Below are 16,634 nucleotides of genomic sequence, written 5' to 3'. Positions count from 1 at the left end.
AATCGTTCATTGGACGCATCGGTCGGGTACGGCGCAGCCTGGAACGGTGCTCGTCACCTCTCCCCCCGACCTTGACCTACGCCATCGGCGCGGCTCCCGTGGCCTGCGCCGGGTGAACCTCGCGCTGTTCGCGGCGGGCCTGACGACCTTCATGTCGCTGTACTCGACCCAGGCGCTGCTGCCGGTGCTCTCGCGGGTCTTCGGCGTCTCCCCGACGGCGTCCAGCCTGCTGGTCTCGCTGTCGACCGGAGCGCTCGCGCTCGCGGTGATCCCGGTGAGCTCGCTGTCGGAACGCCTCGGCCGTACGCGGGTCATGCTGGTGTCGTCCGTCACGGCGGCGGTCCTCGGCCTGCTGCTGCCGCTCAGCCCGTCGTTCCCCCTGCTCGGCCTGATCCGCGCGGCGCAGGGGATCGCGCTCGCCGGAGTACCGGCCGTGGCGATGGCCTACCTCGCCGACGAGGTGCATCCCGAGGCGCTGGGCGGCGCCATGGGCCGGTACATCGCCGGGAACACGATCGGCGGCCTGCTCGGGCGGCTCATCCCCGGCTTCGTCACCGACCTGGCGGGCTGGCGGTGGGCGCTCGGCGTCACCGCGGCCGGCGCGCTGCTGCTCACGCTCGCCTTCTGGGCCCTGCTCCCCCCGTCGCGCTGCTTCCGTCCCGCACGGGCCGGGCAGGGGTCGCTGCTCCGCCACCTCCGCGACCCCGGTCTGCGGCGGCTGTACCTGATCGGGCTGGTGCTGATGGCGGGGTTCGTCACCGTCTACAACTACCTGGGCTACCGGCTGCTGGCCGCCCCGTTCGGGCTGCCGGAGTGGCTGACCGGCCTCGTGTTCCTGATGTACCTGGCGGGCACGTTCAGCTCTCCGGCGGCGGGGTCGCTGGCCGACCGGATCGGGCGCCGCCCGGTCGTGTACGGCGCGTTCGCCCTGGCGGCCGTGGGGCTGCTGGCGACACTGCCGGACACGCTGCCCGTCATGGGCGCCGGGCTGCTGGTGTTCACGGCGGGTTTCTTCGCCGCGCACTCGGTCGCCAGCGGCTGGGTCGGGCGGCGCGCCGTCGGCGGCAAGGCGCAGGCCTCGGCGCTCTACCTGTTCGCCTACTACGGGGGCAGCAGCCTCGGCGGATCGGCGGGCGGCCTGGCGTACGAGCACGGCCGCTGGCCCGCCACGGTCGGCTACGCCCTGGTCCTGCTCGCGATCGGCGCCCTCGCCGCCCGCCGCCTGACCGAACCCGCCGCCCGACCGGCCGAGCCACCCGCCGCCTGACCGAACCCGCGGCGCACGTGCGGCACCCGGCCGGCGCCCCCTTCCACTCGACTAGAACACGTTATAGATTTGAGCGGTCGCTTGGTCAAATAGGAGGTCGCCGGTGGCGCAGCCCGCACCCGAGCCCGTGGTCGACGGCTGGTTCACCGTCGACCCTCCCCGCCTGACCGGCACCCGCTGCACCGCCTGCGGCACCGTCTACTTCCCGCCGCAGACGCTGACCTGCCGCAACCCCGCCTGCGACGGCGGCGACCTGGTCATCACGCCACTGTCGAGCCGGGGCCGGATCTGGTCGTACACCGACGCGCGTTACCGCCCCCCGCCGCCGTACGTCTCGGGCGAGGACTTCGAACCGTACGCCGTCGCCGCCGTCGAGCTGCCGGCCGAGCGGATCATCGTCCTCGGCCAGGTGGCGCGCGGCGTGAGCATCGAGGACCTGGCCGTCGGGATGGAGGCCGAACTCGTCGTCGAGGAGCTCGACCCGGGCCACCTCGTCTGGAAGTGGCGGCCACTGTGAACCACGGAAACGGCAGAGACGTCGCCGTCCTGGGCGTGGGCATGCATCCGTGGGGCAAGTGGGGGCGGAGCTTCGTCGAGTACGGCCTCGCGGCGGCGCGGGACGCGCTGGACGACGCCGGGCTCGCCTGGACCGACGTTCAGTACGTCGCGGGCGCGGACACGATCCGCAACGGCTATCCGGGGTTCGTCGCGGGCGCGACGTTCGCCCAGGCGCTGGGCTGGTCGGGGGCGCGCGTCTCGAGCTGCTACGCCGCGTGCGCGTCCGGCGCGCAGGCGATGAGCGTGGCACGGGCGCAGATCCTGGCGGGCCTGGTGGACGTCGCCCTCATCGTCGGCGCGGACGCGGCGCCGAAGGGCTTTTTCGCGCCCGTCGGCGGGGACAGGCCCGACGATCCGGACTGGCTGCGGTTCCGGCTGCTCGGCGCGACCAACCCGGTGTACTTCGCGCTGTACGCCCGGCGCCGCATGGCTCTGTACGGCGCGACGCGTGACGACTTCGCCGCCGTGAAGGTGAAGAACGCCCGGCACGGCCGGCACAACCCGTACGCGCGGTACCGCGCGGAGGTCACCGCGGCGGACGTGGCCGCGTCGCCGGTGGTCGCCGACCCGCTGCGGCTGCTGGACATCTGCGCGACCAGCGACGGCGGCGCGGCCGTCGTGCTGTCCAGCGTCGAGTACGCGCGCCGACGCGGGCACGACGCCCCGGTGCGGATCGGCGCGATCGCCACCGTCACCCCGACCTTCCCGAACACCGCCCTCGAACTGCCGGACTTCGCCACCGACTCGAGCCTCGCGGTCGATCCGCCCGAGCGGCCGTTCCGGTCGGCGAACGCGGCGGCGGCGTACGAGGAGGCGGGGCTGGGGCCGGAGGACCTGTCGCTCGCCGAGGTCTACGACCTGTCCACGGCGCTGGAGCTCGACTGGTACGAGGACATCGGCCTGTGCAAGCCGGGCGAGGCGGAAGAGTTGCTGCGCGACGGGGCGACCGCGCTCGGCGGCCGGATCCCGGTGAACCCGAGCGGCGGCCTGGCCAGCTTCGGTGAGGCGATCCCCGCGCAGGCGATCGCCCAGGTCTGCGAGCTGACCTGGCAGTTGCGCGGCCGGGCGGGAGCGCGGCAGGTGGAGGGGGCCCGCGCCGGGATCGCGGTCAACCAGGGGCTGTTCGGGCACGGCTCGGCGATCATCGCCCGAACGTGAATACGCGAGCGACGTGAGTTACGTCACTCACCGCTGCCAGTAAGGCATTGCTGACCTGCGTGGATGCGGCTTCGTGCGCAGGTAGGCGGCGGATCGGGCACAGTGGGTTCTTGTCGGCCACGCTACGCGTCAGTATTTTTCACTGACGCGCCAGGGCTCACTCCGTGTCGCACGCGTGCCGCGTGGACGGCGGCGTTCCACCCTGACCGCGCGCCCAGTCCGCCGAGATTCGACGCGAGGTGCCGCGCTGATGCGTCCATTCCGGGAGCGTAATCCGCTGCCGATCGGCATCGCCGGCCTGGCGACCGCCGGCCTGGCGACACTTCTGGCGTTCAACCTGCAGCACTTCGCCGGTGGCACGACGTACTCCGCGGCGTTCAGCGAGGCGGGCGGCCTGAAGCCCGGCGAAGAGGTGCGGATCGCCGGCGTCAAGGTCGGCAAGGTCGAGAGCGTGGACCTCGACGGCGACCACGTGAAGGTCAAGTTCACCAGCAGCGCGCGCTTCGGGACGCAGACGCGGGCCCAGATCAAGATCAAGACGCTGCTCGGCTCACACTTCCTCTCCCTCGATCCCAAGGGCCCGGGGCAGCAGCCCACGAGCCGGGAGATCCCGATCTCGCGCACCACGGCGCCGTACGAGGTGGTGCCCGCCCTCCAGGACGCCAGCTCCCAGCTCGGCCAGATCGACACCAAGCAGCTGGCCAAGGCGATGAACACCCTGACCCAGACGATGGAGGGCTCGCCGGACAACGTCCGGCGCACGCTGGCGGGCCTGCAGAAGATCTCCCGTGCGGTGTCCTCCCGCGACGACGAGCTGAACGAGCTGCTGAAGCACTCCAGCAACGTCACCTCGCTGCTGGCCTCCCGCAGTGGCGACCTCGCCGTCCTCGTCCAGAACGGCGGCCTGCTGCTCCAGGAGATCAACGACCGGCGGACGGTGATCGACCAGCTGCTGACCGGCACGGTCTCCCTGTCCCAGCAGATCACCGCGACCATCCACGAGAACCAGGCCACCCTCAACCCGGCGCTGCAGAACCTGCAGAAGGTCGAGCAGATCCTGCTGCGCAACCAGAGCAACCTGGAGAAGTCGTTCGAGGCGATGGGGCCGTTCGGCAACGAGCTGACCGACATCACCGGCAGCGGCCGGTGGTTCGACGTCTACATCCAGAACCTCATCCCGCTCCCGGTCTCGATCGCCCCGCCCAGCACCCAGGGCGACGCCCCGCAGCCGACCCCGACGCCGGGGACGAGCAAGAAGTCCGCCGGCGGCACGGACACGGCCGGCCGCAAGGCCGAGACGAAGAAGACCGGCGGCCCGGCTCCGTCGAAGAGCGGAGGCCCGTCCCCGTCCAGGAGTGGCAGCCCCTCCCCGTCCAAGACCGGAAATCCCTTCCCGTTCCTGCCGTGACCGTGACCCCGGTGCGCACGGGCGGCCGGTCCGGGGCCACGATCGGACTATGGACGTACGCGAGCTGACGACTCCGGAGGAGCTCTTCGCCGCATCCTCACTGCTCGCCGAGGTCTGGCGGCCGACCGACCCGATGCCGTACGAGATGCTCCAGGTGACGCGGCACATCGGTGGGTACGTCGCCGGGGCGTTCGACGGGAACACGATGATCGGGGCCTGCGCGGCCTTCCCGACCGCGGACGGCGGCCTGCACTCCCACATCACGGGCGTCGCCGTGCCGGGCCGGGGCGTCGGGTACGCGATCAAGGTGCACCAGCGCGAATGGGCGCTGGCCCGGGGCATCACGACGATCGGCTGGACCTTCGACCCGCTGACCCGGCGCAACGCGTACTTCAACCTGGTCAAGCTGGCGGCGCGCGCCACCGCGTACCTCGAGGACTTCTACGGTGACATGCCCGACGAGCTGAACATGGGCGACCCGAGCGACCGTCTCCTCCTCACCTGGCCGATCGGGAGCCCGGAGGTCGCGGCGGCCATCGCGGGCCGGCCCGCGACGCGGCCGGAGCCCGGCGCGGACACCCCGATCGTGCTGCGCGCGGACGCGGCCGACCGTCCGGAGACGCGCGGCGCGGCGGGCGCCGCGACCCTGGCGGTCGGCACGCCGGCCGACGTGACCGCCCTGCGCGCGGGCGACCCGGACGCGGCCCGCGAGTGGCGCCGGGCGCAGCGGGCGGCGCTCGGCGGCGCGCTCGCCGAGGGGTACCGTGTGAGCGGTTTCACCCGCGCCGGTTATTACCTCCTGGAGCGCCCGAGATGAAGCTCGCCGGAGTGGAGTTGCGGCGGATCCGCATGCCCCTGGTCACGCCGTTCCGCACGTCCTTCGGCACGGAGGTCGACCGGGAGGTCCTGCTCGTCCGGGTCTTCGGCGACGAGGTCGAGGGCTGGGGCGAGTGCGTCGCCGCCGCGGGCCCTCTCTACTCCGCCGAGTACGTGAACGGCGACGAGCAGGTGATCCGTGACTTCCTGCTCCCCCGGCTGCCCGCGGACGTCACCGCCCGCGGACTCGGCGCGGTGTTCGAACCCGTGCGGGGTCACCCGATGGCGAAGGCCGCCGTCGAGATGGCGGTGCTGGACGCCGAGCTGCGCCTGTCAGGGATGTCGTACGCGGCGTACCTGGGCGCGACGCGGACGCGAGTACCGGCCGGGGTGTCCGTCGGGATCATGGACTCGATCCCCGAACTGCTCGACGCCGTGGCCGCCTACCTCCAGCAGGGGTACGCGCGGATCAAGCTGAAGATCGAGCCGGGCTGGGACCTGGAACCGGTGCGCGCGGTACGGGAGCGGTTCGGCGACATCCTTCTGCAGGTGGACGCCAACGCCGCGTACCGCCGGGCGGACCTGCGGCACCTCGCGGCGCTGGACCCCTTCGGCCTGCTGCTGATCGAGCAGCCGCTGCCCGAGGACGACCTGCTCGGCCACGCCCGGCTCGCCCGCGCGCTGACCACCCCGATCTGCCTGGACGAGTCGATCGTCTCGGCGCGGGCCGCCGCCGACGCCATCACCCTGGGCGCGTGCTCGATCGTCAACGTGAAGGCCGGCCGCGTCGGCGGGTACCTGGAGGCCCGGCGGATCCACGACCTGTGCGCGGCGCACGGCGTTCCGGTCTGGTGCGGCGGGATGCTGGAGACCGGGCTGGGCCGGGCCGCCAACCTCGCGTTCGCGGCCCTGCCCGGCTGCACGCTGCCGGGCGACGTCTCCGCGTCCGACCGGTACTACACCCGCGACCTCACCGAGCCGTTCCGGCTGGCGGACGGCCTGATGAGCGTGCCGTCCGGCCCCGGACTCGGCGTGGCGCCGCTCCCGGACATCCTGCACGAGTTCACCGAGCGGACCGACGTCGTACGGCTCCCCTGACGTACGTGAGTCAGCGGGTCCCATCGGTGCCGTGGATGATCTCGCCCAGATAGGCGTCCAGCTGGGTGATCATGCTCTCCGCGGTCAGGTGGCCTGCCAGTCGCTGGATGGACAGACCGTCGACGACCGCGTGCAGGCGCCGGGCGAGGAGCTCGGCCGAGGGGGCCCGGGGCGTCAGGAGGCCCTCGGCGGCCAGGCTCTCGATGAGCCGAAGGCAGAGCCCGTACATGCCGTTGAAGTGGGTGCGCTGGACCTCGGCCAGGCGCGGATCGCTCAGACCGAGCGCCAGGAAGGCGAAGGCGACGGTGGCCTCGGTGTGACGCCGCGCGTCGACCGGCATGGTCTCCAGCAGCATGTCGCGGACCGCCTGCGGGATGGTGCCGGTGTGTCTCAGCTCGGTGATCCGGTCCGTGACCCGCTGTATCACCTGCTCGCAGGCGAAGGACAGCAGCTCGGCACGGGTGGTGAAGTAGTGCCGCAGCGCACCTGGCGACCAGCCGGCCTCGGCGGCGACCGAGCGTATCGAGACCTCGTTCACCCCGTCCCTGGCGATGACCCGGCCGACGGCGTCGGCGAGCTCCGTCCGGCGCGCCTCGTGGTCCACGATCTTCGGCACCTGGCCATTATCGCACGGCCGTGTTAAATACGTTTTCATACAGTCGTGCGAAATAAAGAGGCGCTGTGATCCTTCTGATCGTCGGATGCGAGATCGGTTTCTGGGTGCTGCTGATGACCGGGCTCGCGACCCGCTATCTCCTTCGCGCCCGAAGGCTCGGCAACGTCCTGCTGGTCGGCGTTCCGATGGTCGACGTCGTCCTGCTCGCGGCCTCGGTCGTCGACCTTCGGCGCGGGGCGCCCGCCTCACCCGCCCACGGCCTGGCCGCGATCTACATCGGCGTCTCGCTCGCCTTCGGCCATCAGATGATCCGCTGGGCCGACCAGCGCTTCGCCCATCGCTTCGCAGGCGGCCCCGCTCCCGTGAAGGCGCCCAGGACCGGGCGCGCCCACGCCGCCCATGAACGCGGCCAATGGCTTCGCCACCTCCTCGCCTACGTCGTGGGGGCGGCGGCACTGGGCGTCTTCACCCTGCTGGTCGGCGACGTCCACCGCACCCTGAAGCTGTGGGCGGTGATGGTCCCCTGGGGACTCGTGCTCGCGATCGACTTCGTGATCTCGTTCAGCTACACCGTCGCCCCGCGCAAACGATGAGACGTCCGGCAAGCGCCCCCGGTCAGTTCCGTACGGGCAGGTCGTAGACGCGGCGCACGCTGGACTCGACGCGTGAGATGTTCCCCCGCACACGGCGCACGGTCCCTGCCCGGTGACCCGTCATCGAGGCATGCCTGGCCGGGCTGCTTGACAGGCTCGATGAGCAGATCCAAACTCGGAGGTACCTCAATAAGTAGTACAGGGATAGCCTGTACCTCGCTACCTGGCACCTCTGCTTCGTCGCTCCGACGAAAGGTTTGGGTCAATGTCCAATCCATCTGCCGCACCGGCTGCCGCCGGGCGTGATGCCGCTGGAGGAACTACCGGCGATGGCCGCACAGCCGCGTCGCCTGGTTCGGAAGCGCCGCCCGACTCCACGCGGCCGGCCGCGCACGGCACCCCACTCCCCGCGGGGAGCTCCTTCGCATCCCGCGGACGCTCGATCGTCCTCGGTGTCTGCTGCGTCAGCGTGCTACTCGTCGGCATCGACATGACCGCGGTCAATGTCGCTCTTCCATCGGTCGGCCACGACTTCCACACCAGCGCGAGCAGCCTGACGTGGATCATCGACGCGTACACCCTGGCGCTGGCGACGCTCCTGATGCTGTCCTCGTCGATGGCCGACCGCGCCGGACGCAAGCTCGTCTTCCGCATCGGGCTGAGCACATTCGTCCTCGGCTCGGCCCTCTGCGCCGTCGCACCCGATCTCGGATTCCTCGTCGGCGCCCGCGTCATTCAGGGAGTCGGCGGCTCGATGCTCAACCCCGTCGCCATGGCGATCATCGCCAACGTCTTCAGCGACCGCGCCGAGCGTGCCCGCGCGATCGGCGTCTGGGCAGGCGTGACCGGCCTCTCGCTCGCCATCGGCCCGATCGTCGGCGGAGCACTCGTCGGCTCGTCGTTGGGCTGGCGGTGGATCTTTGTGATCAACGTTCCGATCGGCCTGGCCGCCATCGTGGTCGCCACCAAGGTCATCCCGGAGTCCAAGGCCGCGCGTCCTCGCAAGGTCGACGTCGGCGGCCAGGCGCTGATCGCGCTGATGCTCGCGGCCCTGGTGTTCGGCGTGATCGAAGGCCCGAAGCTGGGATGGGGATCACCCGCGATCATCACCACCCTGGCGGTCGCGCTCCTCGCACTGATCGGATTCATCGCCTATGAGTCCCGTGCGACCGAACCGCTGTTGGACCTGCGGTTCTTCCGCAGCATTCCGTTCTCCGCGGCCAACCTGATCGCCGTGTTCTCATTCGCCTCGCTCGGCTCGTTCCTCTACGTCAACAGCATCTACCTGCAGGACGCACGGGGCTACGGCCCGTTGAAGACCGGCCTGCTGATGGTGCCGCTGGCGATCGTGAGCGTGCTCTGGGGGCCACGGAACGGAAAGATCCTTGGCAGGTTCGGTGCACGGATCCCGTTCGTCATCGCCGGCGTCGCGGTGACAGCGGCGAGCGTGATCCTCGCCCAGGTCACGCTCACCATCCCCATCGTGTGGCTCCTCATCGCCTACGCGCTGATCGGCCTGGGCAACTCGTCCTCGAGCGGGCCGATCACCCAGCTGGCCGTCGCCGGCATGCCGCCCGAACAGGCCGGAGTCGCCGCCGGCGTCAGTGCGACCACCCGTCAGATCGGTCAGACGATCGGGGTCGCCATCGCCGGCGTGACACTCGCCTCCGTAACCGCTGGCAGCCGCGCGCAACTCGCGACGGCCACCCATACCGGCTGGATCCTGATGGGCGCCTACGGCCTCGCCGTTCTCGCCCTGGGCCTGGTCGGGACGACCGGCCACGCCAAGCGCACCGCGGAGAGGGCGCTCCCCACCGCCACGTCATCGCCGACGCCAGGAAGCCCGAGCCAGGAATAGAGGTTGAAGAAGAACACCGGCGGGCGGCGGTGAAGAATGCAAAGGTCCGCACCCCGAGGACCCGAGGATCTTCACCGCCGCCCGCGAACCTTCACGCCCACCAGGACACTCGGGTGAGGCGATCGTCGAAAGGAATCGACACGATGGCCGATCAGGCACCATCCCCGGCAGAGGTCGCCGACGAGTTCTTTTCTCTCTACCACGTGCTCCGACGTTATGTGGATCGTCACGTCGAGGCCGCCATGGGTGACTCCAGCATCCCGATGGCATGCAGCAAACTTCTCGGCATCCTGCACGAACATGGGCCGCGCCGCTTCACCGAACTCGCCGCGCTCACCGGCACCGGGGCTCGTAGCCTTACCCAGACCGTCGACACGTTGGAACGGGATGGGCTCGCCCAGCGGCAACCTGATCCGACCGATCGGCGGGCCACCCTCGTGAAGATCACCGAACTCGGCACCAAGACGTTCGTCAGTTCGGTGGGTCCTAAGCAGGAAGCATTCGGGCACCTGTTCGGTGCGCTGTCGGACGACGAACGCGCGAGCTTCTCGGCGGCTTTGCGTCTGCTGCGCGAACGTGCGGGCAATGGCCGCAGTCCAGACCGAGGGCGGCCTCGAACAGGAGCCAATCCGCCGCAGCCGGTCGATACCCGCCGGCCGCAATGAGGCGTCCTTGACGTCCTGCGCGCCGAACGGCACCTGTCGTCAATACCCCTAGTCCCGCGCGGGCAGGTCGTAGACGCGTCGCACGCTGGACTCGACGCGGGAGATGTCCGTGCCGTAGATGTGCAGGGAGATCGCGATGTCGTCGCCGGAGTTCCGTACGCGATGGATGTCGCCCGGCGGGGCGAAGCCGCTGACCTCGCCGACGTGGTTGTCGTTGACCCCCACGCGGACCAGATGGTCGTCCCGCTGCACGTACAGCTCCTCGTGCTCCACGCCCTGCAGCACGCCGAAGACGCACCACGTGACGTGGTCGTGGATCGGCGTGATCTGCCCGGGCCGCCACACGAGCCCCACCAGCGAGAACGTGCCGCCCGGCTCGACGTACAGCGTGTGGCTGACGTACCGGTCGGGGTCGCCCAGCCGCTCCTCGGCGGTCAGCACGTCCGGCGTGGGCAGGTGACGCCGCAACTCGGCCGCGACGAGCCGCGCGGTCTCCCGCCAGTCGGCGTGGCGGTCCACGGCCGCCCGCACCCCCGTCACCAGATCCTCCAGGCCAGGGCGCATGGTCTCAAGCACGGCTGTCATCTCGGCCACCTCCTCAATCCCCTCCAGGCTGCCGGACGACGCAATCATCGGTCCAATGCCAATACCTGGCCGCTCCCATAGACAGGGTCGATATATTGGCCGCATGCTGGACGTTTCCCGGCTCCGGGTGCTGGTCGCGGTGGCCCGTACGGGCTCGGTGACGGCCGCCGCGAAGGAGCTGCACTACTCCCAGCCGTCGGTCAGCCACCACCTCGCGCGGCTGGAGGCCGAGACCGGCGCCAAGCTGGTGCAACGCGTCGGCCGCGGCATCCGCCTCACCGAGGCGGGCCGGACGCTCGCCGAACGGGGCGCGGAGATCCTCGGCCGGCTCGACGCGGCCGAGGCCGAGCTGTCCGCGCACGTCGGGCTCGACCAGGGCCGGGTGCGCCTGGCCGCCTTCCCCTCGGCGCTCGGCACGTTCGTGCCACGGGCGGCGTCACTGCTGGCCGAGCGCCATCCCGGCCTCCGGGTGAGCCTCACCGAGGCCGAGCCGCCCGAGGCCGTCCGCATGCTCCGCGCCGGTTACGTCGACGTCGCGGTGATCTTCCGGTACGACCCCGGCGCCGAGGAGGACGACATCCGCACGTGGCGGCTGCTGGACGAGCCGAGCCACCTGGTGACGGCCGAGGCCGCCGAGCCGGACCTGGCGGCGTACGCCGACGCCGAGTGGATCGCCGGCTGCGACCGCTGCCGCCTGCACCTGCTGGAGATGTGCGAACGCGCGGGTTTCGAACCCCGCGTGTCGTTCACCACCGACGACTTCGTCGCCGTCCAGGCCCTCGTCGCGGCCGGTCTGGGCGTGACCGCGCTGCCGGCGCTGACGCTCCAGGCGGCCCGCAACCCCGACGTCCACACCGTCGCGCTGCCCGGCTCGACCCGCTACGTCCTCGCCGCCGCGTACGGCGAACCGCCCGAACCTCCGGCCACCACGGCCCTCCTCGACGCGCTCCGCGAGACCACCGACGCGGAGTTCCGTCCCGAGCCCGCCATCGCCGGCACGTAGCGGCCGACCCGGGTGACGAGACCGCCGGCCGCCCCTGCGCTCCGCCGACCCGTCTCCATGTACACCCGCAGTCGGTGATCGCCTGCCCCTCCCGGGCGGTAGGCGGGTGTTCGGTCAGGGAGCGAGGGCGCGGGCGACGCACTCGCGTAGGAGGGCCCGGCGGCGGTCGTGGTCGGTGGCGGGTTCGTCCGCGGTGGCGGCGTAGAAACCGCTGGCCGGGGACCAGGCACAGGCCATGGCGATGACCAGGGCGATCAGGTCGAGGGGGTCGCCCTGGCGGAGCCGTCCGGCGGCCTGGGCGGCGGCGATGGCGGTGATCTTCGGCTCGTCGTCGGGGGTCTCGGTGAGGCGTCCCGCCGGGCGTCGTTCCAGCCGCAGCCAGGCCATGAGGCGGACCAGCTCGGGATGGCGCAGGTTCTCGTCGTACATCCCCACGGCCCAGCCGGGCAGGTCATCGGCGTCGAAGGCGACGGCGCTCATGAGGCGGTCGGCGTGGTCGGCGATCACCGCGTCGAACAGGCCGTCCTTGCTGCCGAAATAGCCGTACACCTGGGCCTTGTTGGTGCGCGCGGCGGCGGTGATGCGGTCGATCCTGGCCCCGGCGATGCCCCACTGCGCGAACTCCTCGGCGGCCGCGTCCAGAATCCGGCGCCTGGTCGCGACGCCCTTCGGGGTGGTCGGCAGCTCGGGCATGATCCCAGCCTAGCAGACAGACTAGTTGGTTTACTTCTGGGTCGAGCGTGGCCTACCGTAGGAACAGACCGAATAGTCTGTTTGGAGGAATCCATGCGTACCACCACCGGCTGGATGAGTGCCAAAGGCACGACCACGCTGCGGCGTGTCCGGATCGAGCGCCGCGACCTGCGCGACGACGACCTCGCGGTCCGCGTCGACTACTGCGGCGTGTGCCACAGCGACCTGCACCGGATCGGCGGCCTTCTCGGCGAGGGCGCTCTGGTGCCCGGCCACGAGTTCACCGGCACGGTCACCGCCGTCGGCGCCGCGGTGACCGCGTTCTCGGCAGGTGACCGGGTCGCGGTCGGGACCATCGTCGATTCGTGCGGGGTCTGCGCGATGTGCCGGATCGGGCAGGAGAACTTCTGCTACGAGGGCCCCGTCACCACCTACGGCGGGACCGACCGCGTCGACGGCACCAAGACCCAGGGCGGCTACAGCCGTGAATACGTGCTGCGCGACCGGTTCGCCTACCGCCTGCCGGGCGGGCTCGACCAGGCCGCCGCCGCCCCGCTGATGTGCGCCGGGATCAGCGTCTGGGAGCCCCTGCGCGCGGCCGGGATCGGACCGGGCAGCCGGGTCGCCGTGGCCGGCCTCGGCGGGCTGGGGCACCTGGGGGTGAAGCTGGCCGCCGCGCTCGGTGCCGAGGTCACCGTCCTCAGCCGCACCCCCGGCAAGGCCGGCGACGCCCACAAGCTCGGAGCAGCCGACACCCTGGTGACCACCGACGACCGGCAGACCCAGCGGGCACGCGGCAGGTTCGACCTCATCCTGGACACCATCCCCGTCGCGCACGACCTGTCCCCGCTACTGCGCATGGCGGCCCTGGACGGCACCCTCGCCCTGCTCGGCTACCCCCTGAAGCAGCCGGTCCAGGTCCTCGACCTGGTGCAGGGCCGCAAGAAGCTGACCTCCTCCGGCACCGGCGGCCGCCGCCACACCGCCGAACTGCTGGACTTCTGCGCCGACCACGCCATCACGGCCGACGTCGAGGTGCTGCCCTCGGCACGCGTCCAGGAGGCACTCGACCGCCTCGGCCGCGGCGACGTCCGCTACCGCTTCGTACTCGACCTGTCCGACCTCGACCAGCCCATCGGCTAAGGAACCGCAGCCCCGGGCTTTCAGCCGGCGGATGGCGGCGTCGAGGTGTCCAACCGTCAGACGTCCGTGCCCGGGGCGCCGGTGCGGCGGGGCCGCGCTGCCGGTGATGGCCCGATACGTGCGCCTGACCATCGTCGAACGCCGACCACGGGACGATGCCCGCGCCCGATCAAGGTCCTCAGCCAAGTGGTTGATCAACGTCGAAGCCGTCCTGACAGAAGGAGTCCTTGTCGTGACTCGGGCCAGGGGTGGGGTGGCCGGGCGGAATCGGCGGGGGCGGGCCTTGCGCGTTCCCGAGGCTCACTTTCCAATGCGTGCTGTCCTTGCCGTTGTTCCCTTTCACCACGAAGAGGTAGAGCTGGTAGGGGTAAGCGGGATAGTTCAAGCAGGCGGTGCGGCCCCGGTTGTCCTTTTCCTCGTCGAAGGTGACGGTGACCGACCCGTTCAACCGGTGCGCGTAATTCCGGACGAGGCTCTGCGCGCTGGCCGCGGCGTCGGTTCCGACGGCCGTCCGCGCGACCGCCGCCGGATCGCGCGCCCGCATCGCGGCGATGAAGCGGATGACCGCTGCCCGACTCCCGGCTATCTCTTTTGCGGACTCGTGGCCGGCAGGTACATGGCGCGCCCCAAAACTGACTCCAGGCGGCGCGGCAGGGGTCGGGGGCTTGGCCCCGCCTCCGCATCCGGCCAGCGCCGCGATGGCGGCGAGTCCGAGTCCGAAGGCGGAGCGACCGGGTTTCCGCACAGTCTCAGGTCCTAGTTCAGGGCTGCGCTCTTTCGCCAAGTCAAGGTGGCGGTGCTCGCGTGGGACATGAGAACAGACCTCGCTCGCATTGGGGACCTGGATCACTGTCAGCCGAGTTGTTTCACCCGCTCGATGACCTCCGGCGAGACCTCGTTGTTCCGGGTGAGGTAGCGGAGGACGACGCGAAGGTCGTCCTCGCTGTAGCCGGTCAGCACCTTCTCGTACAGCTCGGCCACCGGCATGAACCGCCGGCCCAGCTCCGTGAACGGGCCGTCCTCCAGCACCTCGACGAGGACGCGGCGCCGGTCCTTCTCGTCGCGGCGGCGACGCACCATCCCGGCCCGCTCCAGCCGGTCGATCACGGCCGTGATGGCCCCTCCGGTGGTGAGGAACATGGCGTCCGCGAGCTGACCCGGCGTCATCGGGCCCTGCAGCTGCAGCAGGTTGACGCACTGCATGTCGGTGACGTTGATGCCCGACCGGCTGGCGATGGCGTTGTGCAGCAGCACCGTCCACATCGTGCTCACGCGAGCCTGGTGGCTCAACTCCGCGATGAGCTCCGCACGCTCGGACGACGCCATCGAACCTCACTCTCGGCCGGCTGAAGACGCTCTGATTTAGAGCTATCACCCTCAGTCTATCCCTGGCCAAGGGAGACCCGAGCCGCGACGCGACCGTCGGGCGGGCTCAGTCCAGGAAGATCGCGGTGTCCAGCGTGAAGTCGACCGGCTCCGGGATGTAGAGCTTCTCCCCCATGGTGACCTCGGTCTTCTCGGTGTACGTCCCGTTCTTCAGTCGGTTGAAGACGCGTTCTCATGAACGGCGGCCTGTTGGGCGATGTGTTTGGCCCAGCGGTAGTCCGCCTTGCCGGCCGGGGAGCGTTGCATCTCCGGGACGAAGGCGTAGGTGCGGGGGACCTTGTAGCCGGACAGGACGGCGCGGCAGTGGGCGTCGAGGTCGGCGGCGGACGGCGGCTCGCCGTACGGCTGGACGACGGCGGCGACGCGGCTGCCGAAGCGCTCGTCGGGGATGCCCGTGACCAGCGCGTCGAAGACGGCGGGGTGGCGTTTCAGCACCGCCTCGATCTCCTCGGGGTAGACCTTCTCCCCGCCGGTGTTGATGCACTGCGAGCCCCGGCCGAAGATCGCGATCGTGCCGTCGACCTCCACGGTCGCGATGTCGCCGGTCAGGAGCCAGCGCACGCCCTCGACCTCGACGAACGTCTTGGCCGTCTTCGTCGGGTCGTTGTAGTAGCCGAAGGCGATGTGGCCGCTCTTGGCGACCTGGCCGATGACGCCGGAGCCCGGCTCGACCTCCGTGAGCGCGTCGTCCAGCACCCGCAGCCGCGCGTTGTTCGGCCGGTACCGCATGCCCGACTCCGGGGAGGAGCCCTCGACGCCCGAGGCGGTGAACCCCGACTCCGAGGATCCGAAGTTGTCGAGGATCATCACGTTCGGCAGCAGCTCCTGCAGCCGGTCCCGTACGGAGCCCGAGAGGATCGCGCCGGTGGAGCTGAGCACGCCGAGGGAGCTCAGGTCATGCGACCCGGTGGCGATGGCGTCGGCGAGCGGCCGGGCCATCGCGTCGCCGGTGATGTTGACCGTGAAGACCTTCTCGGCCTCGATCGCGGCCAGCACCTCCGCCGCGTCGAAGCGGCGCGTGTAGACGAGCGTCGCGCCCATCCACCAGCCGATGAACGTGGCCATCTGCGCGGCGCCGTGCATGAGCGGCGCGGCCGCCATCATGACGAGCGGCCCGGAGCCCTTGGCGGCCTCGATGACCTCGTCGGGCGTCCGCCGCGGCTCGCCGTACGGGTTGCCGCCGCCGAACGCCATGAACAGGTCCTCGCACCGCCACATGACGCCCTTGGGCATGCCGGTCGTGCCGCCCGTGTAGATGATGTAGACGTCCTGGCCGGACCGCTCCGGGAAGTCGGCGGCGGCCCGCTCCGCCAGGGCGTCGGGGTAGGAGACCGCGTGCGGGGACCGCCCGCCGACGACGATCCGGTGCCGCAGTAACGAGGCGCCGGCGGCCGCCGTCTCGACGCGGTCCTCGAACTCCGCGTCGTACACCAGCGCCACCAGGTCGGCGTCGTCGTAGAGGTAGGCCAGTTCGGCCTCGACGTACCGGTAGTTGACGTTGACCGGCACGGCGCGGATCTTCAGCGCGGCGAGCAGCGCCGCCACGTACTCCACGCCGTTGTACAGCTGGATCCCGACGTGCCCGCCGGGTTCGACGCCCGCCGCCCGCAGGTGGTGCGCCAGCCGGTCCGCCTCGTCGTTCAGCTCGGCGTACGTCCGGCGTTCCGTGCCACCGGCCGAGTCGAAGACGACCACGGCGGTGCGGTCGCCGATCGCGTCCGCGAGTCCCTCGAACAGGTCGGCGTGGTTGAACTCCATCGCGGGCCTCCGTAGGGCCGGTCCGGGTG

Annotated in this window: 17 protein-coding genes; 11 read left to right on the top strand and 6 right to left on the bottom strand. The window is 70.9% G+C overall.

Features of this window, described 5'->3' with window-relative positions; genetic code table 11:
* Positions 1 to 46 precede the first annotated feature (46 nt).
* The 6 genes from NDW01_RS36420 to menC all read left to right on the top strand — a co-directional run bounded on the left by NDW01_RS36420 (position 47) and on the right by menC (position 6,305).
* A complete protein-coding gene (locus tag NDW01_RS36420) occupies positions 47 to 1,267 on the top strand; it encodes an MFS transporter (RefSeq protein WP_252828907.1) in 1,221 nt (406 codons plus the stop codon).
* A 103-nt stretch (positions 1,268 to 1,370) separates the two neighbouring features.
* Entirely contained in the window at positions 1,371 to 1,784 is a 414-nt protein-coding gene (locus NDW01_RS36415) for a Zn-ribbon domain-containing OB-fold protein (protein ID WP_252828906.1), read from the top strand.
* Between the two features lie 41 nt (positions 1,785 to 1,825).
* Complete coding sequence (locus NDW01_RS36410) at positions 1,826 to 2,983, top strand: lipid-transfer protein (protein ID WP_252828934.1); 1,158 nt, start codon at positions 1,826 to 1,828, stop codon at positions 2,981 to 2,983.
* A 250-nt stretch (positions 2,984 to 3,233) separates the two neighbouring features.
* Complete coding sequence (locus NDW01_RS36405; RefSeq protein ID WP_252828905.1) at positions 3,234 to 4,391, top strand: MCE family protein; 1,158 nt, start codon at positions 3,234 to 3,236, stop codon at positions 4,389 to 4,391.
* A 49-nt stretch (positions 4,392 to 4,440) separates the two neighbouring features.
* Entirely contained in the window at positions 4,441 to 5,208 is a 768-nt protein-coding gene (locus tag NDW01_RS36400; RefSeq protein WP_252828904.1) for a GNAT family N-acetyltransferase, read from the top strand.
* Positions 5,205 to 6,305, top strand: coding sequence for an o-succinylbenzoate synthase (gene menC / locus NDW01_RS36395; protein WP_252828903.1), 1,101 nt, complete (start codon positions 5,205 to 5,207; stop codon positions 6,303 to 6,305). Before NDW01_RS36400 ends, menC begins: the two co-directional genes overlap by 4 nt.
* Positions 6,306 to 6,315: 10 nt before the next feature.
* Here menC and NDW01_RS36390 read toward each other — a convergent pair whose 3' ends face one another.
* Entirely contained in the window at positions 6,316 to 6,921 is a 606-nt protein-coding gene (locus NDW01_RS36390) for a TetR/AcrR family transcriptional regulator (RefSeq protein ID WP_252828902.1), read from the bottom strand.
* 65 nt (positions 6,922 to 6,986) lie between these two features.
* Here NDW01_RS36390 and NDW01_RS36385 point away from each other — a divergent pair, with 65 nt between their 5' ends.
* The 3 genes from NDW01_RS36385 to NDW01_RS36375 all read left to right on the top strand — a co-directional run bounded on the left by NDW01_RS36385 (position 6,987) and on the right by NDW01_RS36375 (position 10,037).
* Positions 6,987 to 7,514, top strand: coding sequence for a hypothetical protein (locus NDW01_RS36385; RefSeq protein ID WP_252828901.1), 528 nt, complete (start codon positions 6,987 to 6,989; stop codon positions 7,512 to 7,514).
* 442 nt (positions 7,515 to 7,956) lie between these two features.
* Positions 7,957 to 9,372: a DHA2 family efflux MFS transporter permease subunit gene (locus NDW01_RS36380; protein ID WP_406567796.1), complete on the top strand. Its 1,416-nt coding sequence runs from the start codon at positions 7,957 to 7,959 to the stop codon at positions 9,370 to 9,372.
* A gap of 143 nt (positions 9,373 to 9,515) precedes the next feature.
* Positions 9,516 to 10,037, top strand: a complete 522-nt coding sequence (locus NDW01_RS36375; protein ID WP_252828899.1) for a MarR family winged helix-turn-helix transcriptional regulator — start codon at positions 9,516 to 9,518, stop codon at positions 10,035 to 10,037.
* A 48-nt stretch (positions 10,038 to 10,085) separates the two neighbouring features.
* On the opposite strand, the gene NDW01_RS36370 is transcribed toward NDW01_RS36375, so the two are convergent.
* Positions 10,086 to 10,622, bottom strand: a complete 537-nt coding sequence (locus NDW01_RS36370; RefSeq protein WP_252828898.1) for a cysteine dioxygenase family protein — start codon at positions 10,620 to 10,622, stop codon at positions 10,086 to 10,088.
* A gap of 103 nt (positions 10,623 to 10,725) precedes the next feature.
* On the opposite strand from NDW01_RS36370, the gene NDW01_RS36365 reads away from it, so the two are divergent.
* Positions 10,726 to 11,625: a LysR family transcriptional regulator gene (locus NDW01_RS36365; protein ID WP_252828897.1), complete on the top strand. Its 900-nt coding sequence runs from the start codon at positions 10,726 to 10,728 to the stop codon at positions 11,623 to 11,625.
* A 114-nt stretch (positions 11,626 to 11,739) separates the two neighbouring features.
* On the opposite strand, the gene NDW01_RS36360 is transcribed toward NDW01_RS36365, so the two are convergent.
* Positions 11,740 to 12,318, bottom strand: coding sequence for a TetR family transcriptional regulator (locus tag NDW01_RS36360; RefSeq protein ID WP_252784269.1), 579 nt, complete (start codon positions 12,316 to 12,318; stop codon positions 11,740 to 11,742).
* 93 nt (positions 12,319 to 12,411) lie between these two features.
* Here NDW01_RS36360 and NDW01_RS36355 point away from each other — a divergent pair, with 93 nt between their 5' ends.
* On the top strand, positions 12,412 to 13,461 hold the full coding sequence (locus NDW01_RS36355) for an NAD(P)-dependent alcohol dehydrogenase (RefSeq protein WP_252828896.1): 1,050 nt from the start codon (positions 12,412 to 12,414) through the stop codon (positions 13,459 to 13,461).
* 178 nt (positions 13,462 to 13,639) lie between these two features.
* Here the strand turns inward: NDW01_RS36355 and NDW01_RS36350 are convergent, their stop codons facing one another.
* The 3 genes from NDW01_RS36350 to NDW01_RS36340 all read right to left on the bottom strand — a co-directional run bounded on the left by NDW01_RS36350 (position 13,640) and on the right by NDW01_RS36340 (position 16,605).
* Positions 13,640 to 14,005 carry a hypothetical protein gene (locus NDW01_RS36350; RefSeq protein WP_252828895.1) on the bottom strand — a complete coding sequence of 122 codons (366 nt, stop codon included), beginning with the start codon at positions 14,003 to 14,005 and terminating at the stop codon, positions 13,640 to 13,642.
* Between the two features lie 308 nt (positions 14,006 to 14,313).
* Positions 14,314 to 14,787, bottom strand: a complete 474-nt coding sequence (locus tag NDW01_RS36345) for a MarR family winged helix-turn-helix transcriptional regulator (RefSeq protein ID WP_252828894.1) — start codon at positions 14,785 to 14,787, stop codon at positions 14,314 to 14,316.
* A 210-nt stretch (positions 14,788 to 14,997) separates the two neighbouring features.
* Positions 14,998 to 16,605 carry an acyl-CoA synthetase gene (locus NDW01_RS36340; protein ID WP_252828893.1) on the bottom strand — a complete coding sequence of 536 codons (1,608 nt, stop codon included), beginning with the start codon at positions 16,603 to 16,605 and terminating at the stop codon, positions 14,998 to 15,000.
* Positions 16,606 to 16,634: the final 29 nt, after the last annotated feature.

Origin of the sequence: Actinoallomurus soli, from assembly GCF_024055715.1 — a bacterium.
GTDB lineage: Bacteria > Actinomycetota > Actinomycetes > Streptosporangiales > Streptosporangiaceae > Actinoallomurus > Actinoallomurus soli.
This window is presented reverse-complemented; position numbering and strand designations above follow the sequence as displayed.

Bases quoted from the DNA above. Each gene is read 5' to 3' on its own strand.
- NDW01_RS36400 (WP_252828904.1), top strand. From the start codon at position 4,441: ATGGACGTACGCGAGCTGACGACTCCGGAGGAGCTCTTCGCCGCATCC.
- NDW01_RS36350 (WP_252828895.1), bottom strand. From the start codon at position 14,005: ATGCGGGCGCGCGATCCGGCGGCGGTCGCGCGGACGGCCGTCGGAACC.
- NDW01_RS36345 (WP_252828894.1), bottom strand. From the start codon at position 14,787: ATGGCGTCGTCCGAGCGTGCGGAGCTCATCGCGGAGTTGAGCCACCAG.
- NDW01_RS36365 (WP_252828897.1), top strand. From the start codon at position 10,726: ATGCTGGACGTTTCCCGGCTCCGGGTGCTGGTCGCGGTGGCCCGTACG.
- NDW01_RS36410 (WP_252828934.1), top strand. From the start codon at position 1,826: ATGCATCCGTGGGGCAAGTGGGGGCGGAGCTTCGTCGAGTACGGCCTC.
- NDW01_RS36355 (WP_252828896.1), top strand. From the start codon at position 12,412: ATGCGTACCACCACCGGCTGGATGAGTGCCAAAGGCACGACCACGCTG.
- NDW01_RS36340 (WP_252828893.1), bottom strand. From the start codon at position 16,605: ATGGAGTTCAACCACGCCGACCTGTTCGAGGGACTCGCGGACGCGATC.
- menC (WP_252828903.1), top strand. From the start codon at position 5,205: ATGAAGCTCGCCGGAGTGGAGTTGCGGCGGATCCGCATGCCCCTGGTC.
- NDW01_RS36370 (WP_252828898.1), bottom strand. From the start codon at position 10,622: ATGACAGCCGTGCTTGAGACCATGCGCCCTGGCCTGGAGGATCTGGTG.
- NDW01_RS36405 (WP_252828905.1), top strand. From the start codon at position 3,234: ATGCGTCCATTCCGGGAGCGTAATCCGCTGCCGATCGGCATCGCCGGC.
- NDW01_RS36360 (WP_252784269.1), bottom strand. From the start codon at position 12,318: ATGCCCGAGCTGCCGACCACCCCGAAGGGCGTCGCGACCAGGCGCCGG.
- NDW01_RS36375 (WP_252828899.1), top strand. From the start codon at position 9,516: ATGGCCGATCAGGCACCATCCCCGGCAGAGGTCGCCGACGAGTTCTTT.